Origin of the sequence: Ferrimicrobium sp., assembly GCA_022690815.1 — a bacterium.
Taxonomy (GTDB): domain Bacteria; phylum Actinomycetota; class Acidimicrobiia; order Acidimicrobiales; family Acidimicrobiaceae; genus Ferrimicrobium.
The window spans coordinates 12,795-35,211 of the sequence record JALCZJ010000024.1; the positions used below are offsets into that span (position 1 = coordinate 12,795).

The 22,417-nt window shown below is 59.5% G+C and carries 20 protein-coding genes and 1 pseudogene; 5 read left to right on the forward strand and 16 right to left on the reverse strand.

The annotated features are described in order from the left end of the window. Position 1: 1 nt before the first annotated feature. The 13 genes from MP439_08090 to MP439_08150 form a co-directional block, all read right to left on the reverse strand. On the reverse strand, positions 2–526 hold the full coding sequence (locus MP439_08090; GenBank protein ID MCI2976022.1) for a 50S ribosomal protein L25: 525 nt from the start codon (positions 524–526) through the stop codon (positions 2–4). Between the two features lie 123 nt (positions 527–649). After that, entirely contained in the window at positions 650–1,621 is a 972-nt protein-coding gene (locus tag MP439_08095; GenBank protein MCI2976023.1) for a ribose-phosphate diphosphokinase, read from the reverse strand. Positions 1,622–1,911: 290 nt separating this feature from the next. Then, complete coding sequence (locus MP439_08100) at positions 1,912–3,009, reverse strand: NTP transferase domain-containing protein (GenBank protein ID MCI2976024.1); 1,098 nt, start codon at positions 3,007–3,009, stop codon at positions 1,912–1,914. Between the two features lie 27 nt (positions 3,010–3,036). Then, the gene (locus tag MP439_08105) at positions 3,037–4,614 is read right to left on the reverse strand and encodes a hypothetical protein (protein MCI2976025.1); all 1,578 of its coding nucleotides are present in this window, start codon (positions 4,612–4,614) and stop codon (positions 3,037–3,039) included. A gap of 282 nt (positions 4,615–4,896) precedes the next feature. Further along, the gene (locus MP439_08110) at positions 4,897–7,029 is read right to left on the reverse strand and encodes a prolyl oligopeptidase family serine peptidase (protein ID MCI2976026.1); all 2,133 of its coding nucleotides are present in this window, start codon (positions 7,027–7,029) and stop codon (positions 4,897–4,899) included. Positions 7,030–7,191: 162 nt separating this feature from the next. Beyond that, entirely contained in the window at positions 7,192–7,980 is a 789-nt protein-coding gene (locus MP439_08115) for a ferritin-like domain-containing protein (protein MCI2976027.1), read from the reverse strand. A gap of 59 nt (positions 7,981–8,039) precedes the next feature. Continuing rightward, positions 8,040–8,900: a ferritin-like domain-containing protein gene (locus MP439_08120; GenBank protein ID MCI2976028.1), complete on the reverse strand. Its 861-nt coding sequence runs from the start codon at positions 8,898–8,900 to the stop codon at positions 8,040–8,042. Between the two features lie 72 nt (positions 8,901–8,972). Continuing rightward, positions 8,973–9,359 (reverse strand): cupredoxin domain-containing protein, encoded by a 387-nt coding sequence (locus MP439_08125; protein MCI2976029.1) that lies wholly within the window; start codon positions 9,357–9,359, stop codon positions 8,973–8,975. A gap of 529 nt (positions 9,360–9,888) precedes the next feature. After that, a complete protein-coding gene (gene cbiB, locus MP439_08130; protein ID MCI2976030.1) occupies positions 9,889–10,809 on the reverse strand; it encodes an adenosylcobinamide-phosphate synthase CbiB in 921 nt (306 codons plus the stop codon). Continuing rightward, positions 10,802–11,497 carry an adenosylcobinamide-GDP ribazoletransferase gene (locus MP439_08135; protein MCI2976031.1) on the reverse strand — a complete coding sequence of 232 codons (696 nt, stop codon included), beginning with the start codon at positions 11,495–11,497 and terminating at the stop codon, positions 10,802–10,804. Before MP439_08135 ends, cbiB begins: the two co-directional genes overlap by 8 nt. Before the next feature lie 162 nt (positions 11,498–11,659). Then, positions 11,660–12,193, reverse strand: a complete 534-nt coding sequence (locus tag MP439_08140; protein ID MCI2976032.1) for a bifunctional adenosylcobinamide kinase/adenosylcobinamide-phosphate guanylyltransferase — start codon at positions 12,191–12,193, stop codon at positions 11,660–11,662. Continuing rightward, positions 12,190–12,921 carry a precorrin-2 C(20)-methyltransferase gene (locus MP439_08145; protein ID MCI2976033.1) on the reverse strand — a complete coding sequence of 244 codons (732 nt, stop codon included), beginning with the start codon at positions 12,919–12,921 and terminating at the stop codon, positions 12,190–12,192. The genes MP439_08140 and MP439_08145 overlap by 4 nt, the downstream gene beginning before the upstream one ends. A gap of 23 nt (positions 12,922–12,944) precedes the next feature. Beyond that, positions 12,945–14,699 carry a S53 family peptidase gene (locus tag MP439_08150; GenBank protein ID MCI2976034.1) on the reverse strand — a complete coding sequence of 585 codons (1,755 nt, stop codon included), beginning with the start codon at positions 14,697–14,699 and terminating at the stop codon, positions 12,945–12,947. 128 nt (positions 14,700–14,827) lie between these two features. Here MP439_08150 and MP439_08155 point away from each other — a divergent pair, with 128 nt between their 5' ends. The 3 genes from MP439_08155 (at position 14,828) to MP439_08165 (ending at position 17,983) form a co-directional block, all read left to right on the forward strand. Continuing rightward, entirely contained in the window at positions 14,828–16,279 is a 1,452-nt protein-coding gene (locus MP439_08155; GenBank protein ID MCI2976035.1) for a DNA recombination protein RmuC, read from the forward strand. A 157-nt stretch (positions 16,280–16,436) separates the two neighbouring features. Continuing rightward, complete coding sequence (locus MP439_08160; GenBank protein ID MCI2976036.1) at positions 16,437–16,754, forward strand: DUF962 domain-containing protein; 318 nt, start codon at positions 16,437–16,439, stop codon at positions 16,752–16,754. A 107-nt stretch (positions 16,755–16,861) separates the two neighbouring features. Continuing rightward, complete coding sequence (locus tag MP439_08165) at positions 16,862–17,983, forward strand: MFS transporter (protein ID MCI2976037.1); 1,122 nt, start codon at positions 16,862–16,864, stop codon at positions 17,981–17,983. Positions 17,984–18,080: 97 nt separating this feature from the next. On the opposite strand, the gene MP439_08170 is transcribed toward MP439_08165, so the two are convergent. Then, a complete protein-coding gene (locus tag MP439_08170; protein MCI2976038.1) occupies positions 18,081–18,950 on the reverse strand; it encodes an aldo/keto reductase in 870 nt (289 codons plus the stop codon). A gap of 864 nt (positions 18,951–19,814) precedes the next feature. Here MP439_08170 and MP439_08175 point away from each other — a divergent pair. Together MP439_08175 and MP439_08180 are read left to right on the forward strand one after the other, a co-directional pair. Further along, positions 19,815–20,144, forward strand: a complete 330-nt coding sequence (locus tag MP439_08175; protein MCI2976039.1) for a DoxX family protein — start codon at positions 19,815–19,817, stop codon at positions 20,142–20,144. A 210-nt stretch (positions 20,145–20,354) separates the two neighbouring features. Next, positions 20,355–21,073, forward strand: a pseudogene (locus MP439_08180) (Dyp-type peroxidase). 37 nt (positions 21,074–21,110) lie between these two features. Here the strand turns inward: MP439_08180 and MP439_08185 are convergent. Both MP439_08185 and MP439_08190 read right to left on the reverse strand, forming a co-directional pair. Continuing rightward, positions 21,111–21,872, reverse strand: a complete 762-nt coding sequence (locus MP439_08185) for an FAD:protein FMN transferase (protein MCI2976040.1) — start codon at positions 21,870–21,872, stop codon at positions 21,111–21,113. Further along, positions 21,872–22,330 carry an FMN-binding protein gene (locus MP439_08190; protein MCI2976041.1) on the reverse strand — a complete coding sequence of 153 codons (459 nt, stop codon included), beginning with the start codon at positions 22,328–22,330 and terminating at the stop codon, positions 21,872–21,874. The genes MP439_08185 and MP439_08190 overlap by 1 nt, the downstream gene beginning before the upstream one ends. Positions 22,331–22,417 lie beyond the last annotated feature (87 nt).

A 22,417-nucleotide genomic window follows, 5' to 3' on the forward strand; every position in this document is an offset into this window, starting at 1 on the left:
GTTAAAGCTTGTCGGCCAGGCGTGCGACGACCGTCTCAGGATCGCCGATGAGCGCAAGGCCCTTTGCAAGGGGGATTTGACCGGCGGTGAGCGTCTCGGCCTCGTTCAGCATCTCCAACGAGATCTCAAGGAAGTCTGGGATGTCCTTCACGTGACCCCGAACCCGAAGGCTCGGCTCCTCCATCTCGATCGCCTCACTCACCGAGCGCAACTCGATGGTAGCCTCCATCTCTTCGCGGACATTGATGGCCAGAAAGTCAAGATGGCTCAGCGTCCGGCGGACCGGATGCCGCTGGAGCTCCTGCAGCTGCACGGTGGTAACCTTGCCTGCCACCTCGAGATCCATCAACGCACCGACGTTGACACGATGTCCAAGCGCGGTCTCAAAATCATGGGCATCGACGAAGAGACTCCGCGGCTCCGAGTTAGCCCCGTACACCACGGCTGGCACTTTACCTTCGGCACGCAACCGCCGACTTTGGGGGCTTCCTGGCTCACGACCCTCGTAAGCGATAACCTTGGCCACAACAACCTCACTTTTTCAAGCATCAGTCTCTTCGAGGCACCAAGCCTCAGCGACGATGTAGTTTTTCAGAATCAACATAAAGAGCATAGTTTGGCCCACTGCGCTTGCCTCTCGGCACCGCCACTATGACAGGTTATCGCCATGAAACAGCTCTGAGACCGACCCATCCTCGAAGACGGCCGCGATTGCGTCGGCAATCACCTTGGCGATGGAGACCACCTCGATCTTGTCGATGAGACGATCGCCCGTCAACGGCAAGGTGTTGGTAACGATGACGCGGCTGATGCTCGAATCCGCGAGCCGCTTCATCGCCGGGCCGGAGAGGATCGGGTGTGTCGCCATCACCCAAACATCGTTAGCGCCACGGTCGAGCAAGAGATCGGCGGCCGCCGTCACGGTTCCCGCGGTATCGATCATGTCATCGACGATGACACAACGCTTGTCAGCGACGTCGCCAACGACATTGAGCGCGTTGACCACGTTGGCCATGTTCTTCGGTCGACTCTTGTGGACGACGGCGAGCCCTGCCTGGAGCTTTTGGGCATAGCGCTCTGCCACCTTCACCCGTCCAGCATCCGGCGCGACAATGACGAGATCGTCGGCGTTTTGAGCGCGGAGATAGTCCGTCAGCACCTGGGTTGCGGTCAGATGATCGACTGGACCATCAAAAAACCCTTGGATCTGACCGGAATGAAGGTCGACCGAGATGATTCGGTCCGCACCGGCGGCCTTAAAGAGATCGGCAACAAGTTTGGCGGTGATGGGCTCACGACCCGACGCCTTGCGATCTTGGCGAGAGTAACCGTAGTAGGGGCACACGGCGGTGATCCGCTTTGCCGAGGCTCGCTTGGCGGCATCGACCATGATCAGCTGCTCAAAAATCGAATCATTCACAGGGCCAGCATGGGTCTGTAGGAGGAAGATATCCTTGCCCCTCACCGACTGGTCGAACCGCGAGTAGATCTCCCCATCAGAGAACTCACGAAGCGTCAACTCTCCTAGCTGGATCTGGAGATGATCGGCGACCTCGCGAGCCAGCTCGGGGTGGGCCCTACCCGAAAAAAGCTCAAGCCGTTTCCTTGGGACCAGCTCCATCGAAAGCTCCTTCGTTCGTTGTGGTGACCGCCATGGTCGCAGCCCATAGTACTAGCTACTGGACACACTACAAGCTCATGGACACAGTACTATCGCCTGTGGACTAGGCACTGCTCTCATCAGAGGCGAGCCGCTCCATCGTCTCAGATTGAGCTATGGCGACGGCTCTTTGAACCCGCAACCAACCCCCGATCTTGGCGCTGAGGTTGACCAGGTAGTGCTCCTACAAGACGCTAGACCCCCCTCCAATGCGAGACCATGCATACAAGTACAACGATGGGTTCCAACGCTTACTTGAGCAACGAAAACGGCTCGATCACCCCATGATCTGGAACCACGACACCATCGCGGATGGAGACGTATGGACCGGCCTGCACTCCACTACCAATGGCCACACCCGAGGCATCAACTCGAACCAGCCGGGTCCCATCGCCAACTACGGTGTCGATCAACGTCGAGCCAGGCCCGATCTCAGTGGCAGCGCCGATTGTGGTACGTCCAAGCAAGAGGGTGTTCGGCCAGATGGTGCTGCCCGACCCGATCTCGACCTGGGCATCGATGGTGATCGTCTCCGGTCGAACCATCATCACCCCTCGGCGAATATGACCACGCAAGATACGCTCACGCATCAACTCTTCGGCCTCAACCAACTGAGCAAGATCGTTGACCCCTCGTGTCTCGTGAATATCGGCGACCGACTGCACGCCGACCTGATACCCAGATTGGGCGAGCAACCCGACTGCGTCGGTGAGGTAGTACTCCCGTTGTGCATTGGTGGGCGCCAGTCGGCGCAGAGCGACCGGCAAAACCGCCAGGTCGAACAGGTATATACCGGTATTGACCTCCCGAATCTCGCGCTGATCGCCCACGAGGTCTCGATCTTCGACGATGTGGGTAACTGCTCCCTTGGTGTTACGCACGATGCGACCGTACCCGGTAGGGTCATCCACCTCCATGGTGAGGATGGTTGCAACATTACCGGCCTTGGCATGCTCTAAGGCCAGCGCGCTGAGGGTGGCCGTCGTGATGAGCGGGGTGTCCGCTGGTAGTACCAGCACCTCCGATCCCGATCCTCCAACCCCAGGCAAAAGGTCGGGCAATCGAGAAAGTCCCGCCAAAACGGCATCGCCAGTGCCGCGCTGGCGTGGTTGCCGTGCGGCGACGATCTCCGGGGCTTGGTGATCGTAGCCGTGCAACTGAGCCTCAATAAGCTCCGCCTGATGACCGACGACGACTACTACCCGCTCAAGATCCGCAAGTCCAAGGACCGCCGTCATCACGTGGCGAAGCATCGAGACTCCGCAGATCTTCATTAACGGCTTGGGTCGCTCTGAGGCCATCCGCGTTCCCTTGCCAGCCGCTAAAACCATCGCATATCGCAGTGCCAAGCAAACCTCCTTCCGGTACTGTTCAGGCTACTTGCTCGCTCTGGTGAAAACGTACGTGGTGACGCTGAATGGCTGACTCAGTGTCGCAATAATCGAGCCAGTCACGGTGGGGTTCGCCACTGGTTTGAGGCTGTCGCTAAAGGAGGTCTCCACAGCGTAATCAGGGACGAGATGATCCCTTGACGATGGAAAGTCCAAAATCAACGGCGTAGCTGGTGACCCTACCGGCGTGCGATTAATGGCGATAACGATCTCTTTGTTACCCTCACGAGCCGCCAGCGCCTTGATCCTGGCATCCGAAGTGGCCACCGGGTAGAGCTCGGCCCCGGGGCGTAAATAGCGAGAGAAGTTCGCCATCACCCAGTATCGCTTCGTCAGGTAAAGTCGACGATCATCGTCTTTGCCTCCGTTGAGGTCAAAGTAGATCAAGCCATCGTTACGACCCAGGGCGTTGATGTCTGAGAAGCATGTTGGGTCCGAAGCCGGGTTGCAACCGAGATCCGGTGACAGCGCTAACCACCAGTCGAACGCCGATGCTTGGGCAACCATGAGATCGTTGTAGATGGTATCCGCAAGCCAGATACCTGAGATCATGGTTGGGTCGTATTGGTAGGCAAACCCATTCGGCGTGTGACAGCAGATCTCACTCGCCCAAACCTGATGGTGCTCTCTAGTAACAAGCTGGTGGACCTTGCGCAATGTCGCGGCATCGGGATAGTCGTACCCATGGTAGGTGAGGGCCACGACCGCCTTGGAAGCGCCGGGATAGCGCAACCATTTGGGAGTATTGATAAGAAATCCGTTGGCGACAAAGGCGGACTCATCGGCGATCACATGACACCACGGGGCAAGTTGTGACAGGTCGTGACTGAGCGCCACCACCAGCGGGCCACGCTCGTCAATCGGTACCGCCATACCCTCCTGGTGGCAGGATGCCTGAGACCCGATCGGTTCGTTCATCGGGGAGACGTAGCTGAGTTTGATACCAAAATGAGTATCGATCCCTTCCACCGTTTGCGCGAGTTCGAGCGCATAGGGCCCAATCGCGCTCGCCAACAGCGTACCTCCACAACTCTGGTGATTGGAGGTAAACTCCGGCGGCGCCGAGTTCACAAAGCCCACGAGATCATGCACACCAGCCTTAGCGGCCTGACGGAGGAAATACACGGCTCGAGCATCGCTCGTAAAGTCAAACGAACCGTTTGGGAGATACCAGGTTGGGGGAGCCTTCCACCACGTGGTCACGCCAACACCCCCACCGCCGATGTTAAACCGAAATTGCGACAGAGCAAGACCGTGGGGGCCATAGAGAAGTTGGCCAATGCGACGTCGATCCCGTGCACCCAACGCATAGGCGGGATCGGACCACCAGGCTCCGGATGCCCCGATGCCAACCAAGCGATGCGACGGTTTGCCATCCACGACGCCAACGACCGATGCTTGTCGCGGCAGGACCAGCAGCGATGGCCGAACCGGAGCTAGCGTGACTTGAACGTCGAGCACCCCCACCACTGCAATGGCCAGCGACACGACGAAGATCGCCGCCAAGACAACCCGCCGGGTCAGCGATGAAGGCGGCCAATCAACCCCTGAGTGCTGCAACATCGCGAACCACCAAAGGACGCGGGCAACGCTGAGTCGACCAGGAGCGTCCAGTGCCAAGCGTCAATTGCCGACCGACGACCAAGGAGCCCAAAAACCCGGGGTAGCCCTCGCCAGGCGGGCTGGCGAGCGCCAGACGGAATGTATCGCTGACAGAGCAATCTCTCACCAGCACAACCTACCGCCCCTCGAAGGGCACTTGCGAAGGACAAACATCGCCTCTCAGAGGAACTTCAGCTGTCCTTTGCTCGCAAGCTGTCGGTTGACTGTCTCACTGTCGGCTCGCTAGTTATCGACTGAGCTCTCGAGATCATGGCTCTCGAGATCAAGATGTCGAAGAAGAAACTCCGTCCGACTGGTCGCAACTCGCGTGAGGCTCGGGGCATCAACCGGCGCGTGACGGCTCGCTGGCAGCACCACCAGCTCCAGATCCCGACCAAGCTCGTTCGCCCGGGAAATGAATGACGCCGTATGGCCAAAGTGGACATTCTCGTCCATCAAACCATGGATTATCATGAGCTTCCCCTGCAGTCCCTCGAGTTGATCCAAGACCGACGTTCGGTCATACCCATCGCGATTGCGAATCGGATCGCCAAGGTAGCGCTCGGTGTAGGCGGTATCGTACCAACGAAAGTCGACACAAGGGGCTCCCGCGACCCCGACGCGGAACACCTCAGGCGCCCTCGTCATCGCTATCAACGTCATGTAGCCCCCATAGCTCCATCCATAGATGCCAACCCGGTTCGGGTCGGTGCCAAAACGGCGTTGACAATACTGAACGGCCTCCAACTGGTCGGCCAACTCCACCTCCCCGAAATGCCCTGAGAGATACGCCTCAAACGTCCGACCACGCCCATAACTCCCGCGGTTATCGAGTTTGACGACCACGGCACCACATGATGCCAGATACTGTGCCTGCAGGTCAAGCGTGAGGCCATACGAGTCAGTGACCAGTTGGGCTTGGGGACCCCCATACACCGATACGATCAGAGGGGCTCCAGCTCTGTGCTCCTCAGGCGGTAGGTAGAGAGCACCATAGAGCGTCTCACCAGTCGCAGCCCCGATATCGAAGAGCTCCGGAGTCACAAGGTCAAATGGAGGTGTGCTCGCGCGAATCGTCTGCACCGCTTCGTCCACGGCGGGCCGGGTCGAGATCAGCAGAGAACGTGGTGGCTGCCTCCGACTGGATGCCTCAACGTAGACTCGCTCCCCTCCTGGAGCCAGCACACCCGTCGCCATCGTGTCGTCGCTTGCTAGACGTTGGAAGTCACCACTGTTGAGATCCACCAGATACAGCCACTCCTGGGTCGGCACCTCACCCGTGGCGACCAGCAAGAGGGATGAACCCGCGAGAGCTAACAGTCGACGCACAACGACATCACCGATAGTGCTTCGGGATCCATCAGCCCCAAGGCGAACGAGGCGGCCATGTCCATCCTCGGCCTCGGAGGTCGTGAGCAGATCACCTTCAAAGGCAAACTCCCGCTCAGGGAGGTTGACCCACGGTGCACCATCTTCAGCGTCCCAATCGACACATACGGCGTCGCTCACCTGAAAGATTGAGCGAGTCAACCGATTTTGCTCTCTATTTAACATCGAGAAGGCCAGGCGTTGTGGGTCGAGCCAAACGACGTTGCCCAAGTAGGAGCGGTCATCGAAATGTGCGATGACTGTCCGCGTCTTCGTCGCAAGCTCGATCATGCACAGTGCAACCGAGGCGTTCGTGGCGCCGACGAAAGGGTAGCGATACTCCTCGACGATATTTGGATGTACATCGCTACGGACGATGCGATGCTGTTGGACACGGGACTCGTCGACCTCCGTGTAGGCAAGGTACTTGCCGGAGGGATCCAGCCAGAGTCCGCTCATGCGGTCCAACTCCTCTTGGGCAACGTACTCAGCCACCCCCACTGACATGCCCTCCCCGGCAACGGAGACGATGCTGTCGCGTTGACCATTAGACGAGACCAGTACGATCTCGTGTCCAGTCGTCGCGATCAGACACTCATCGGTCCACTTCACAACCTCTAAGAGGCCTGAGAGATCGAAACCATCGAGCTTGCTCCCGTTGATGAGATCGATTAACTGCAACGCACCGCCGATGTTGACAAGGGCGCGCCGCTCGTCGATGATCTGAAAACCGCTGACCCCACCGAGCGTCTGGCGCAATCGCTGTTTACGCAACTCCTCCTCGAGCGTCTCTTGACCTTGACCCTCGGTCGTCGGCGCCGCCAACACCAGGCGCTCGCTGCCATCCTCGACATCGAAGCCAAAGAGCGCTAGTCGCCCATCAGCCTCGGGCGCAAGGTAATACAGGCGATCGCCGGTCGGGCCAAACGTTACCTGACTTGGCAGCGTCATTCCCGGTATAGGTCGAACCCCTAGATCTTCAAGTCGTAATGACCGCTGTGTGCTCATGCACTGACCTTAGCGGCGAACCTTACCGAATCACCGCCCAGACACCCAAGAACCGGCTCCACCGCATGGAGCCGGTTCTTGGTCGCGATATCGATGAGGCGATCACTCGCCCATGATAGGGATGGCTAGGTTCAGAGCCCCAATCGCCAGAGGCTCAACCTCTTAGAGTTTTGTGTAGTCAGACGTCGGGCGCGCCAGTGTCGTCGGCTCAAAGGCGTTCGGTACTGGATAGGTTCCCAAGACAAAGTTGAGGATGGCCGAGTGCTGCATCTCCACCGGCTCGATACTGGCCGCCGTACGAATCGCCGCAGGCTCGGAGAGTACTCCGATCGCCGACAGGTAGGTCTCGCCTGCGATGTTCTCGATCTCCAATGCCAGCTTGGCCAAGTCGACGGTGTTGGTGACCGAAGCGAAGTCCTTGTTGACAACTGGGGTCAGGACCGGATCGGTGACGGTAACCGCGGGCTTACCCGCCGAGCGCAGGATGGCATTCCAGGCCGCACCATGCTCCTTGTGCTGGGCGCGCGCCGTCTCTGCGAATACGACGATCGCCGGTGGCACCGACCCAAGCTTGCCAGCCTTGGCCGCATTGATACCAGCGGTGTAGGCATAGACACCAAGGTTTTCAAGGCTTGCAGCCAGGGCTGCAACATGGAGATCGGTCAGCGTCGCTGGCGACAAGGTCGGCGCGCTCGAGCTCGACGATGACTTCTTGGACGACGAGGTCGAGCCACAGGCGGCCAGCAGGGCGCCAGCACCAACGGTGGCACCGACCCCAAGCAGGAAGGTCCTGCGGTTCAATCGTGACCGTGCCTCAACCGCTGAGCGCTCTTGCGCTACCCGTTCTGACCATTCATGGGCCTCTGCCTGCATGGCAGGCAGACTCACGTCATGATGGATCTCATCGAGTTCGACAACCTTGGCCGCCAACTCCGCTTCGCTGATATCCATGACCACTCCTTTATAGCTACTCGTGTTCTCTTGCTGATTGTTTGTACGATTACGGTGTCTCACTGAACGGCTCCTTCCCCAAGTGGTCGCGCGTTTGCGATCGGGAAGAAAGCATCCGGGAAGCCGATCGAGCCGGCGGCTGCCGGCAACGCAGCGGCGTTTGGTGGTAGGGCAATCAACTGAGGCGCATTCGCCTTCAAGAGCGCCTGTACCGCGAGCAGAATCGATGCGTGCTGGGCCTCCACGCCCATCACCGACGCCGTGAGGGTCCTCGCACTCTTGGAGGTGATAACACCGGTTGCCTTGACGTAGGTCTCAGCAGCCGCCTGCTCCAGCTCCAACGCCAACGCCACGACAGCCTCGGGACCGGTGATCTTGGCTACCGCCGCCTTAACGACGGGGACGAGTGCCGGATCTGCACTGTTTTGTGGCGAACCACCGAGCGACTTCGCCGCTGCATTGAAGGCGCTTAAGTGTTCCTCATGCTGGTGCATGGTGGTCTCGGCGAACGCCTTGATCACGCCATTAGCGCTCGAGCCACCGATGTAGGGAAGGGTCAAGGCTGTCTTGTACGTATTGATGGCGATGACCTCGATGGAGGCGTTACTCTGGAGAATCTGGACATCGGTGGGCGCCGAAGCGAACGCTGGTGTCGACTCGAGACTAAAGAGCGCGGCTCCAAACCCCGCGGCGGCCAAGGCTCCGGCTCCAAAGAGGCCGGTTCGCAACATGGTGCGCCGCTCATTTGCGACCGCCGCAGCCTCGTCGGGGTCAAGTTCGTTACGACTTCGCAACTCGTGTCCAAGTTCTACCGTCTCGGCGAACCCTTCACGGGCTTGGTGCATCGTATCCGACTGCAGATCATTCGATTGCTCGATGAGCTCATTCAGTGGACGCGGATCAAATTTATCGTTGGTCACTTCTTTACTCCTTTATTACTGAGATACTTACTGGTAAACGACGACTGCTTGCTGTGGATCTAAGGCGCCTCCCTACTTCACAACAACGAGTGTTCCGGTCATAAACTGGTGAATAAGACAGAGAAATGGGTAAGTTCCAGGCTTGTTGTGGATGATGATATGAACGGTGTGCCCTGGCGGGATCACGCCAGTATTGAAGCTTCGGTTAACCGCCGTAAACGTATGGCCAACGGAATCCTCGTTGTGTATGATGACCTCTTCTCCCTGATGAACAGTTACCTCATCGGGGATGAACTGAAAGTTGCTGATGACAATAGTGACTGACTTACCAGAAGCAGATGTGCCCGGATGTAAGTTGGACGCGCCAACGCTTTGGCCACTTGAACCACAAGCCGCCAGCACGAGGCCGGCGCCAAGTACAAGAATTCCTGCAAGAATGATGGCTCTAAGTCTGTTCATGCTAGAGTTTCGTTGCCGGATCAATCTTTGGATTGCGCGATAGGAGCTACAAGTTTTGCCAGGTTGCTCTCAGTCGCACCAGCCCCCATCCATCCCGTCAATTCTCGCTACTGCCGCCAGAGGAAGTAGCGCTACGCGGCCTTGTCCGATAAGACCGTCAGAACCAATCGATTCGCTGTGCCCAGCTTTTGTGACAACTATTGATCGCCACGATCACCCATCACAAATCCTGGCCTACGAGTGTTGTGCCCCAGCATCCCTGTCAGCGCAGACGCCCAGCCATCGACGCGTGAACAACGCTCGGCGAGCAGTGGATTGGTGAGCAATTGCTTGGAGCGATCAACGCCAACGCGCTGACATCCATCCCCGCTGTCGCGTCACCAATCTCGCGACGACGCCAAAGGGCCGTCGACCAAGCGTTGGCGGCGAGCGATTGGCCGCGCAGCATACGACAACGTCACGCGACCGACGGGTCCTCAGGAGATCGCACCAATTACAACGTCGTCCAGGTGTCACCCACGGTTGGGTGTCAGTCCCCCATACACACGCCAGCGACCATGATGAGGCCGGTGAGCCAAGCCACCCTCCGTGACAGCTGACACGCTCGGCGAATAGCGCTCACTGAAGGGGTCTGGCCGCCAGCGAAGAGGGGGGTCGCCACCCAACGACCCTGGTAGCGGTTGTCCCCACCGAGCTGTACTCCTACGGCACCAGCAAAGCCAGCCTCAATCAACCCGGCGTTCAGCGAGGGGTGGCCGGGTACCACTCGCAGACAGGACGCTATGCGGCGCCGGCCATCGGCGCTCGCCATCCCCCAGGTCAGGGCCAAACCAACCAGTGCAGCTGGAGTGACGGCCAAATCATCGCCCTTGGCTGCGAACAGACCAAAGTTGCGATAGCGATCGTTCTTGTGGCCCACCATCGCATCCAGGGTGTTGATAGCGCGAAAGGCGATCGCTGCCTCCAGACCACCGATCGCGTACCAGACAAGAGGACCCACAACGGCATCGGTGGTATTCTCTGCCACAGACTCGATGACCGCGCGGGCGACTTCGGCTTCATCAAGCTCATCCGTGTCGCGGCCAACAAGACTTCGAACCCGTCGTCTCGCACCCGCCAGGTCGCCAGCTTCGAGCAACGTCGCCACCGCTTCTGCCTCATCGCACAACGTACGCCCACCAAGGGTCAACCACAGCACCACTCCCTCGAGCAGCCGACCGCCTGGGGCAATCAGCGTTGGAGCCGCTAACACGGGCCCAAGAGCCAACCCCATGAACGCCGCGCCGCCGGCGATGGAATCGCGATAGGCAACACGCTCGAGTTTGCTCACAGCCAAGCCGAACCAGCGTACGGGATGCCAACGGTTCACTGGATCGCCAAACACGGCATCGAGGGCCATCGCCCCGAGCACTACACCCGCGTCCGGTACTCGAGCCCAGAACCTAGCCATGGATCCTGAGAATCGAAGTCACGAGCATCATCGTCGATTCACTCACGAGTCCAGCCGCGCCCACCACGTCGCCGGTGATGCCACCGATGCGACGGAGTGCGAAACCGATCAGCCCAAAGCCAAAGCCAAGCCCCACACCGATGGGTACCAAGACCCAAAGATTCGCCCCCACAACGACGCCGGCGATGCCCACAGCCGCCTCCGCTCCCAACACCCAGGTGATCCACGGTTGTCGTTCACTCGTAAAGACAGTCGTCAACGATCGCTCCTTGGCGGGCGCAAACCAGAGCATCGAGCCCGTCATGAGGCAGCGACCCAAGAGGAAGAATCCGACAAGGTAGAATGGAAAACCCAGTGATGACCAGGCCGCGACGCGGGCGAGTATCACGATTGTGACCGCGAGCACCGCAAAGGCACCAACCGTCGGCTCATCCATGATCGCGAGACGTCGCTGGCGATCGACGAATCCCGCAAGCCCATCGGCGGTGTCGGCCACCGCATCGTAGTGCAGGCCCCGGGTGATGGCGGCATCGAAGACGAGTGCGACGACGGCGCCAACCAGTGGCGAACCCGATCGATCCCCCACCCAAAAGCCGACCAGCACGACGAGTCCAACGATGATGCCAGTGAGCGGCAAGACCACCAAACTGACGACGTTGAGCGTGCCGCCCAAAGGCAGCATCGTCATAAAGGCCACGGCACCTCTGGCGCCATCGAACCCTCGACGTATCAACGCTGGTCCATGACGGTCGAGAACTGTATTCGACTACGGCGCCGGATCGTTGCCCAGGAGTGCACCGCTGGTACCAGGCATGGAGTTAAACAGAGGATCACCGGCAACTCCGTCTAGTCATCGCTCATCAGCGCGGCGAAACTGATGCAGCGGGATCGGAATGCCAGCAACCACCAAGAACACGTGCTCTGCCTCCCTAGCGAGCGTCTGATTAATCGAGCCAAGCGCGTCGACAAAGCAGCGGCCAGCGGGTGTGATCGGGTGAACCGCGAGGCCAACCTCTTCTGAGACGATCACCAGCGGCTTACGCCGCACTCGAAGGGTGGCAATCAGCTGTTGGGTCAAGAGGTTGATACTCTCGGTGTCACAGACGTCGATACGAGCGATCCAGGTTCCAATCGAGTCCAAGAGCACCGGATGATCGTCAAAACCGAGCAGGCGCACGAGGTCCTTTGGCTCTTCGAGTTCGAGCACCGAATACCGCGGCCCTCGCCGTCGCTGATGCAACGCCACCCGCTCGCCAAAGGAGGGATCCGAGGAGGGGGCGAGGGTGGCGATGTAGTGGACTGCCGGTTCATCTTCGAGCAGCGACTCGGCAAAGGCTGACTTGCCTGAGCGCGTTCCACCAAGCACCAGGGTGGTCGCACTCATGTGAGACTCCGAAGCACCGGAACGATGATGGTGGCGAAATAGGGCACCGTTGAGGGCGCCTGCTCGAGGGTGAGTACCTGGATGTCGTCGGTACCCAACTCCAAACCCACCATGGCGCCCTCCTGTCTACCCCGCGCAACGATCAATGACCGAATCGCCTCGAAGTTCGACGTTAGCTTGTAAATCACGATTGCAGCGCCCGGGTCCATAAGCGCGGCGTCGAGCTCGGCGACCTCTCCAGTCGCAGGGATGAGATGCAAACGCTCGTCGTTGTCGAGCAGGTTGGTAGTCGTCAGGCTCGCCAGTGAGAGAAACGCTGGTATCCCTGGGATCACGGTGACTGAGGTCCGGACACCCTCCTCAGCGAGGGCTTCGACAAAGAGTGAAAACGTGGAGTACAGCGTTGGATCTCCGAGCGTGGCAAAGGCACATGACGATGCGTCGGCGAGGAGCGCCCCATTGGCACGGATCGCATCTCGTAACACTCGACGTCGCTCGCCGACACCCGTCAAACCCGGGGTCATCGGCATCGCAAGCCTAAGCAGCGTCGGGTCACCCAGCAGCGCACGAACAACCTGCTCTGCTCGACCAACGGGACGAGCATGACTCGACGGTACGATGATGAGCTCTACCTGCTCGAGAACCCGAAGCGCACCGAGCGTCACCAACGCTGGATCCCCTGGGCCAAGCCCCACGCCATAGAGTCTGATGGCCCTCGAGATTTCCACCCATTCACTCTAGAACCCAGACGTTAGGATGCGTCGGTAAGCTCGCGCAGGTGGAAGTCATCGCGCGTGCGGACCCACGACGCTGGCGGCGGATCTAGGCGCTGGCCTAGGGCGCGCAACAGGTCTGCAAAATTGGGCGTGCCTAAACCAGTCGCCAGGCTGTAGCTGCCCGTAGCCCGAAAGTCACCGGGGTGCAGATGCCGAAAGTCGTTCCCCCCTTGTCGTACCGGGTGAAAGACTTGACCGTCGGCATCGAGTCGATAGAGCCATGGGTTCAGAAGGCCAAGGCGAGTCCCAACCGCAGACTCTACGTCAGCCACCCCAGCGGCAAAAACCGAGGCGGCCAGACTCGTTCCGCCCAACAAGGACCATCCGGTCTCGGGTACATCAATCCTTGCACCCACAGCGATCATCGCGACATCTGGTACCAGCCGGCAGCCACCCTTGAATCGACAGAGTCTGCCTACTTGACGTCGAAGCTCGCCTTTAACCTGGTGCTGGTACGGTGGTGCGCCGAAGAAGCTAGAGACACCGCCGCCGCTTGCGCCCGCATAGATCGCGCTATTGTATACCGCTGGGCGAGCGTCAGGTCCAAGCGGGGTCACAAACTGCTCCCCACCGACTGCGGTCACCAAGGGTTGTGAGGCTGGATCATCAACAGCAAGACGATCACCCCCATCGGTGGCGAGACAGTCTGAAGAGCCGTCATCACCACTGGCGGCGATAACCGTCTGGCCCTGTACGGCAGCTTGCGCAAAGGCAATCTGCTCGATCTGTAGCTGTTGGGCCGGGGTATCGGCCTCACACGAGCCCCAGGTCGTCAATAAGACGCTCGCCTGGTCTTGGGACACCATGCGCAGATACAGGGCATCGGCGTCACCAGAACTTGCGGTGTACACGATCAGATGAACTCCTGGAGCGTCGCTGAGGAGCGTCTCGATATCGAGTGCCGCCTCCTCGAGGTGTCGATGGCTGGTGTTGGTGGATCCGCCGTTGACACGCTGCACCCGAAGGTGTACCCCGACGGCGAGACAGTGGGCATAGGTCTCTATGCTTCGCCCAAGCGGGGTTGTTCTTGCGGTGTCAACATCGGCAAACTCGGCGATCCCCACCGTCACCGGACGCGCTCGATCAAAGCGAGGAAGATGGTAGTAACGGGCAACGGAGGCCGGAGAATACCCAAGATGAGAGCTATTGGCGTGCAGAAGATCACTACACGATGATCGAACATTGGTCCCCACCACCTTTGGGGTGACCGGGAAATAGCCATTGGCAAAGAGGCCGGTAACGCCCGCGATTTCATCACGCAATGCGTGTGGAAGCTTCGGATAACGGTCAGCCACCACCACCAAGCGCCCGTTCGAGAGTCGCGCCACATCGAAGTGGACGCCAAGCGCACTCGAGGCCTGGGCCACCGTGCCCGAGACTGGCAGCACCAACCCGCCTGGCCAACGCGCAGCGGTGCTCAAGCCAAAGTCTTGAAAATAGTCAGTAACGAGGTCGACCGTTGCCGGGGGAGGTGCCCAGCGAAGTCCAAACTGCGCTGGCGAGAGATACGTTCCGGGGCGCGCCCCAGCGCGGGCGAATGCGCTCGCTACCAGCGCCGCCTCATCACGAGGTTTGAGCACAACCTCAAAGGTGATCCTCATGGTCGCTGGCGCGACATGGTTGCTCGCCAAGCTCAATCGCCCCAGTGGATGGGACACAGTCGCTCCCGTTTGGGCCACCGTCATCGAGACCACCAACAGGGCGACGACCACCAGCGTCGCTAGGGGCAATCGGCTCCAATCTGCCTGATGCTCTCCTCTTGATGCTCCCACGTTGCCTTACCCACTTGCTCTTACTCATCCACCGCAGTTGCTGATCTGTCAGGCCTGCGCCTTAGACTACTCACCAAGGAGGCGTCATGGTCTATCTTGCCGTAGCCTTAGCGTTGATTCTCGGAGTCTTGCTCGGCTACGTCCTCGCCCACCGCCATGTTGGCGATTCAGAGGCGCTACGCAACGAGTGCGCCCGACTGCGCCAGGAGCTCGACACCAAATCCGACGCCCTCGCCGAAGCCCAGCAGGATCGCGCACGCCTCGAAGAGCGCGTGAACGCCGCCCACGTCGTCCAAGAGGAACTCGATCGGGCAATCGAACATGCCCATGGCTTGCTAGAAGCCAAGGTGTCGACCACCATGAAAAGCTACACCGACGAACTCGCAACTCGTGCAGAACAAGCGTTTTCAGCCACCGCTAAAACCTCCTTCGACACCGTCGTCAAGCCGGTCGACGAAGAACTCAAACGCCTCAACTTGGAGTTGCGCGACCTCCAAGACAATCGACGGCAGCAATTTGGTGCCCTCGACAAGTCGCTTGTCGACCTCATGACCATCCATCTTCCCCAATTGCGTCAGCAGACCGAGAGCCTCGTCAAGGCCTTACGCCAACCAGCCGTGCGGGGAGGATGGGGTGAGGTTCAGCTCCGCCGAGTCATCGAACTCGCCGGGATGACCAGATACTGCGACTTCGAAGAGCAGCCGACGTTCACAGACGATACTGGACGCAGCCGACCGGATGTGATCGTCCGCCTCCCTGGCAATCGGTGTATCGCCATCGATGCCAAAGCCCCCCTCGACGCCTTCCTCCGCATGACTGAGGCCGAGACCGACGAGGAGCGGATCAGCCTCCGCGCCGAGCACGCCCACCAGCTCGAGGTCATGGTTCGCGATCTCGCTTCCCGTCGCTACGCCGAGCGGCTGGATAACAGCCTGGACTTCGTCGTCCTCTTTCTCCCAGGCGAGGCCTTCTTGAGCGCGGCGTTGGCCGCAAAACCATCGTTGCTCGAAGAGGCGTTCACACAGTCAGTTATCATCGCCTCCCCAACCACCTTGTTACCCCTCCTCAAGGCCGTGGCATTCGGCTGGCGATCAGAGGCACTCGAGCAAAACGCCGCCCAGATCGCCGCCATCGGTCACGAGCTTTACCAACGGCTCGGCGTCTTTCGAGACCACCTGGCCAAGATGGGTGGCGGCCTCGCCACCGCCGTCAAGGCCTACAACGAAGGGGTTGGGTCCTTAGAACGACGCGTCCTCCCCTCGGCCCGGCGCTTCTTGGAACACGGGGTCGATGGCAGGGATGGTGAGCTCGATGAGCTCGATCTCGTCAATGAATCACTCCGCATGACTGAGTCACCCCGAACGACTGAGTCACCCCGAACGACTAGGACCCTCCAGACGGCTGAGCACTCGACGGCACCTCGCGCCCATACTACGACAGATGTCGGCGCCCCGAGTGTCTCCGAGATCGCCGCTGACGCCCAGCGGCTCGATGCGGGCCTCTTAGAGGAGGCGCCTCCGACAGGCGATGATGCATAGCGCCTCGGTCGATGGATATGACCGATCGAGTCCTATCGTCTCATCCTTTGGACAATGATGCGACCGGTGCCCCTGACGCCAGCAAGCCCTGTTCTTTTGTGCCAGCTGTTCGTCCCGGTCTCTTGTGTCAGGCGACGGCCAACGCTAGAGTAGGGATATGGACGACGAATTCTGGCTACGGTACCTGCGGGCTCACTCACTACGCTCAACGCGCACACTCCATTACCTAGGATCGCTCCTGGCAATCTACACGATCGTTCGCGCTCGTCGCTTACGTGACCTTCTCCTGACACCCGTGGCTGGCTACATCCCGGCCTGGTTTGCACACCTCGTCTTTGAGCGTAACCGCCCAGAGACCTTCTCTCACCCCGTCGCATCGCTGCTAGCCGATTATCGGATGCTTTCGCTTGCGCTCACGGGTCGTCTTGGCCCCCACCTAGCACGCGCATTCGGGAACCCCCCCGCCGACGTGTGAGCGAGCACCCACCCAATCATCCGGGCAACCCGCAACCCAAGGAGCCCAAGCGACTCGGCAATGAGCTCATCAATCGAGATCTCCTGGTGTCGGTCTTGGCGACAAGCATGGCGTCGATTCCGGCCTTTCTGGTCGGCGCACTGGCCGTCGAGATGCGCCAATCGTTCCCGATTACCACCACCGAGCTCGGCCTCGCAGTCACGAGCTACTACCTCGGTGCGGCGTCGTGGGCAGTGCCATCAGGTCGTGTCGCCGAGCGCTTTGGAGGGGTTCGGGTCCTCAAGTTGACACCCATCATCGGGAGCATCTTGCTCGCAGGCATCGCCCTCGTAACCTCCTCGTGGTGGACGGTAACCCTGCTCCTCTTTCCCTGCGGCATGGTCAGCGCTGCCACCGCGACGGCCTCGAATCTGTTCCTCGCTCGGCGCGGCACCCCCGGACGACAGGGTGCCACTTTTGGCATCAAGCAGGCTGCCGTCCCGTTCGCATCACTGCTCGGAGGGCTCGCGGTGCCAGCGCTCGCGCTCACCGTCGGGTGGCGATGGGCCTTCGGACTCGCGGCGATTCTATCCATCGCAACCGCCATCCTGGTGCCGCGGCCGACCCAGCCACGGGCGATTGGGCGACTTAATCATGGGCAGACGCTACCTCGCATCGACAAGGTTCCCATCGTCTTGCTTGCTACCGGCATTGGGCTCGGCGTGTTGAGCGCCTCTGGCATGGCGGCCTTTCTGGTCTCTGGCGCCGTGCATGCCCACATCGCAAAGGGTACGGCCGGCCTCATTGCCGCCAGCGCGGGAGCCGCGACGGTGATCGTTCGAATCGCCAGCGGCTTCCTGGCGGATCGCCGACGCTCTTCACACTTCTCAGTGATTGCTACCATGATGATCATCGGAGCCGCCGGCTATGCGGTCCTCGCGATCGGGCAAAATCTCGAACTGGGTGCGTTGATCCTTCCGGGGGCGGTAATCGCGCTGGGGATCGGTTGGGGTTGGAATGGACTCTTTAACTTTGCCGTGATCGAAAAACACCGTGCCACCCCTGCCAGGGCGACCGGTATGACCCAGCTCGGGGGTCGACTGGGGGGCATGCTTGGACCCACCATCATCGGCGTATTGATCAACCACTTCAGTTACAGCGCAGGGTGGGTGTTTGCAGCCATAAGCTGTGCGATGGCCGCCGTCGCGGTGGTGCTTGGAGACCGGTTGCTCACACAACGGGCCACCTAACCACCAACGCCACCATGCTGGAAAGGATCGATCACACCCTCCAGGTGCTCACACCAGCCCGCCGCACCAGGAGGCTGGTGTGAGTGTCAGGTAACCACTACGAGGCCAGCGCGTCCAAACGGGCGAGCTGTTCATCTGAGAGCACGATGGCCGCGGCCTTGATATTCTCCTCGACGTGGGCGACACTGGAGGTTCCTGGGATCGGGAGCATGACCGGAGACTTCGCCAGCAGCCATGCCAGCGCAACCTGTGCAGGCGTCGCTCCAACCTCACGTGCGACCTCTCCGAGTGCCCCATCGCCACTGGCGAGTGCGCCCGTCTGGATCGGGAACCAGGGGATGAAGCCAATGCCTTCCGATGCGCAGTAGTCAAGAACTGCCTCTGATTGACGGTTTGCGACGTTGTACAGGTTCTGCACCGAATCGATGGTGGCATACGACTGAGCCTCACGCACAACATCGACATCAACCTCCGAGAGGCCGATACGATCGACCTTACCCTCGGCTTGCAGCTCACTGAGCACGCCGATCTGCTCGGCCAATGGCACCTCGGGATCGACACGATGGAGCTGGAAGAGGTCAAGGCGCTCGACACGAAGCCTGCGAAGGCTCATCTCAGCCTCTTGACGCAGATACGCCGGGCGGCCAACCGGCACCCAAACACCGGGGCCTGTCCGGACCAATCCGGCCTTGGTGGCAATCACCAAGCCAGCCGGATACGGATACAGGGCCTCGCTGATGAGTTCTTCACTGATGTAGGGGCCATAGGAGTCCGCGGTGTCAATGAGGGTAACCCCGAGCTCTACCGCGCGTCGAAGAACCGCCTTCGCGCCTTCGGGATCAGCAGGCGGGCCCCAAACACCGGGGCCTGTAATCTGCATTGCGCCATACCCGAGGCGGCCAACTCGCAGCGACCCACCAATCGAAAATGCACCACCAAGATAGTCTGTCATCGATACCTCACTCATCTCATCTCATCTCATCTCATCTCATCTCATCTCATTGCTTTGCTTCGCTCACCCGGGCGTGGTACGCCAATCTTCGGGGCGACTATTTGCATTAACAACCATTAGCCTAGCCGCATCAGCCGCTGTGCTGGGTGTGAGACTAGTTCTCGATCGCAGGTCCTCTTATGACCGACGCCTCCTCCGAGGTCACCGATCACTCGCCCGATCAGCAGTTGCCGATCGACACCTAACACCACGAAGCAGGGTCGCGTGGGCCACGTCGTAGGTCCAAGTGCGATCCAAGATGTATCGATTTGGGAAAGCCGGCGATGCTCCTCGACGATGAGGACCAGTGCCATTGGCTGCTCGTTTGGCTTTGTAAGCCTCAAACATCTAGTTGGACAGGGTGGCTTCTCAAGATGTCTAACTCCTGGGCTACCTGCGTGAGGGATCGATTCGATAGCTCGACAAGCCTGAGGGCGTCATCTTTAACTTCGCGGTCAAACTTTCTTCGAACCGTTGTCTCTTTACCCTTGATCTCTTCCATGTCTACCGTATCTACCAGTCTCCTTGGTGTTACGGAGTGGTGTGTCTCGGTTTGGGGGTAGTTTCAATCGCCCCATGCCTGCAACGGCCAGGCTGCTTAGTCGCAATCAACCCGCATAATCGCCTTTCTCAGCGAGACCTCCAACAAGTCAACGTCACATCCAAACCCACCAAGATGACAACGAACCAAGTTTCCACCGCTGGTCCAACGTACCGATCCACCTCCACTAACAGCTCGCCCCCTTGCTACACTGGTAGTAACAAACAAGCAACACGACGAAGGGACAACCTCAAATGGGGCAACGAACAACAAAACTGTGTCTGCAACTTGGACGAGCGATGGTCGCCTCTCCTCTTATCTATGGTGGGCTCGGTGCGGTGCGCGAGCCAGGTATGCGTCACAAAGCATTGGAGCGATCGGGTCTACCGGCGAGCCAGGAGCTTGTTCGTTTGAACGGTGCCGTCATGGTCGTCGGTGGTGTTGCCCTCGCCCTTGGCATCAAACCAAAGCTCGCAGCCCTTGGACTTGCCGGGTCAATCACCGCCACCACCCTGGTTGGACACCCTTTCTGGCGCGAAGAGGATGAAGCTGCACGCAGCAGCCAGGCCATTCAGTTCTACAAGAACACCGCAATTCTCGGTGGCCTTCTCCTCGAAATCACCAGGTAATCGCTAAAGACTCCGTCGTAGATCAAGCCCAATCGATAAATCCCAATTAATCAAGCTGGGCGATGCCACATCACATCACGAGGCACCGACGATGGTCAGCACTAATGTTGGCCACCATAGCAGCCGAACGTGAGAGCGAATGAGTAACCCGCAGGAGACGTCATTCGACCCCAAGCCAATACGCGACCATTAACCCAGGCGGCGCTCTTCTTGGTCGTCAGGGTCGAAGACCAAGGCGACAGTTTTCGCACCCTGCTCGGCAGTATCGATGGCTTGACCAAAGCGGTCGGGTTTCGTTATCCCAACACACGGCTCAGCTGCGTCATCGGCATCGGCTCCTTCCTCTGGGACCGCCTCTCCCCAGGGCATCGGCCACGACAACTCAACCCGTTCACCCTACGCAAGGGGGTGCAACGTGAGGCGGTCGCGACCTAGGGAGACCTACTCTTTTACATTCGGACGCGGAAGCTCGGCATCTGCTTTCGAGTTGGCTCGCGGCTCATATGTCAACAGTTGCATCTGACTCCGTCGTGGTCGATGAGGTACAAGGGTTTCAATACCTTGATCAGCGCGATCTCCTCGGCTTTGTTGACGGCACAGAGAATCCCGGCCCAGCGCTAGTAGATGAGGTAGCCACTATCGGTGGCGAAGAGCCCGACTTTATCGGTGGCAGCTACGTCATGGTGCAAAAGCATCTCCATAATCTCACCGCATGGGAAGCACTCTCGACCGAAGAGCAGGAGATGGCGATAAGGCAGCGAAAACTAGATAACAACGTCGAACTGAGCGACGACGCTAAGCCGACGAACTCTCACATTGCACTCACCAATGTCGACGGAGCGAGCGACGAAGAGCTCGCCATCTACCGCCTCAACATGCCTTTTGGCTCGCTGCGTGAGCCGGAGTATGGGACCTACTTCATCGGTTAGGCCAGGGATGTCAGCATTACCGAGCGCATGTGGACCACTATGTTTCTTGGAGATCATCCAGGTCTGAACAACCAGCGTCGATGTCCACCAGGGTCCCCGGGATGGCGTGCATGACCAGGTCAGGGGTTATGTAGCATCCACGGAATTGGCCCTGGCGGGCCATCTCGGCGAGCACCTCTGCACCTCCGGCGATCAGCGCGGTCGCGAAGGCATCCGCGAGATAGAGCGGAGCACCCACAACGGTCGCCGCTACGGCGCTGAGCTCATCCCCAAACGGATTGACGATGTGACAACCTCGCTCGTACAGGCCAGAGGTCGCGACACCGGTTGTGCTTTGCACGACCCCACAGACCCGATCGGCCTCATTTGGATGGCGGATAGCGATGTTGACCGGATTGATTGCATGGATGGCGATATCGCCGCCAGCGTTGACAACCGCCTCGTTGGCCCCCGCATCTACCAACAACGCCAGCGCTCGCTCACCAGCCCAACCCTTCACGAGTCCCGAAGGATCGTAGCCCCCAGGCACCGCCCAGGGATCGAAATACCCATCAGTCAGCTCTCTAGCAACCTCACAGAGCACCAACACCTCGTCAAAGTCCTCGCTGTGAACGATGCCCTCACCTCGACGAAAGCGATTTACCTCGCTGTTGACCCGATAGGTGCTAAACGTGTCGTCGATGCGCTCGAGTTCATGGGTAACCTCATCGACTAGGTCATTCCAGACAGCTAGCAGCTGCGAATCCTCGTCGACCGTCAGGGTGAAGACCGTCCCCATGGTTGCAATCTCTGCCAACATCAACTGCCCTTAAGCTTGTTGAGCGCACCTTGCAGCGAGTAGGCAAACCCCTGACTGGTGTAGGTGGCACCCGAGACGATCGCGATCGGAAGACCCTGTGCTTTGAGTGCCTCGGTGCGCAACGAGGGCACTGCAGCCTGCTCAATCTCGACCGAATAGGCCTCCAATGCCTGAAACTTGGCGATTGCAATATTGACAATCTTGTGATTAGCAACATCGACGGTCACGGCGATATCGCCAAAGCCATAGTTGGTCACTGGTCCAGTCACCGACACTGGACCAGCTGGGAGCGACGCAGCGGCGGGTGTTGAGGCCTTGGTCTTTGCGCTTGTCTTGGCCTGCTTAGAGCTCTTATCTACGGCTGCGACGCTGAGCTGGGTCTTAGCCCGTGGATGTAGCGCAAGGATCCCAACTAAACCAACTACGGTCGCACCGAGCAATGTGAACCATCGACGCATCAGGACGCCCTCTCAATGATTGGTTGTTTAACTCCGTGCATGTCCATGTCGTGTCCACCTCTCACCGATCGTGCATCCGGACTCATC

Bases quoted from the DNA above. Each gene is read 5' to 3' on its own strand.
- MP439_08110 (MCI2976026.1), bottom strand. From the start codon at position 7,029: ATGAGCACACAGCGGTCATTACGACTTGAAGATCTAGGGGTTCGACCT.
- MP439_08175 (MCI2976039.1), top strand. From the start codon at position 19,815: ATGGTCGCCTCTCCTCTTATCTATGGTGGGCTCGGTGCGGTGCGCGAG.
- cbiB (MCI2976030.1), bottom strand. From the start codon at position 10,809: ATGGCTAGGTTCTGGGCTCGAGTACCGGACGCGGGTGTAGTGCTCGGG.
- MP439_08115 (MCI2976027.1), bottom strand. From the start codon at position 7,980: ATGGATATCAGCGAAGCGGAGTTGGCGGCCAAGGTTGTCGAACTCGAT.
- MP439_08095 (MCI2976023.1), bottom strand. From the start codon at position 1,621: ATGGAGCTGGTCCCAAGGAAACGGCTTGAGCTTTTTTCGGGTAGGGCC.
- MP439_08160 (MCI2976036.1), top strand. From the start codon at position 16,437: ATGGACGACGAATTCTGGCTACGGTACCTGCGGGCTCACTCACTACGC.
- MP439_08125 (MCI2976029.1), bottom strand. From the start codon at position 9,359: ATGAACAGACTTAGAGCCATCATTCTTGCAGGAATTCTTGTACTTGGC.
- MP439_08105 (MCI2976025.1), bottom strand. From the start codon at position 4,614: ATGTTGCAGCACTCAGGGGTTGATTGGCCGCCTTCATCGCTGACCCGG.
- MP439_08170 (MCI2976038.1), bottom strand. From the start codon at position 18,950: ATGAGTGAGGTATCGATGACAGACTATCTTGGTGGTGCATTTTCGATT.
- MP439_08185 (MCI2976040.1), bottom strand. From the start codon at position 21,872: ATGTTGGCAGAGATTGCAACCATGGGGACGGTCTTCACCCTGACGGTC.
- MP439_08135 (MCI2976031.1), bottom strand. From the start codon at position 11,497: ATGACGATGCTGCCTTTGGGCGGCACGCTCAACGTCGTCAGTTTGGTG.
- MP439_08190 (MCI2976041.1), bottom strand. From the start codon at position 22,330: ATGCGTCGATGGTTCACATTGCTCGGTGCGACCGTAGTTGGTTTAGTT.
- MP439_08140 (MCI2976032.1), bottom strand. From the start codon at position 12,193: ATGAGTGCGACCACCCTGGTGCTTGGTGGAACGCGCTCAGGCAAGTCA.
- MP439_08155 (MCI2976035.1), top strand. From the start codon at position 14,828: ATGGTCTATCTTGCCGTAGCCTTAGCGTTGATTCTCGGAGTCTTGCTC.
- MP439_08165 (MCI2976037.1), top strand. From the start codon at position 16,862: ATGGCGTCGATTCCGGCCTTTCTGGTCGGCGCACTGGCCGTCGAGATG.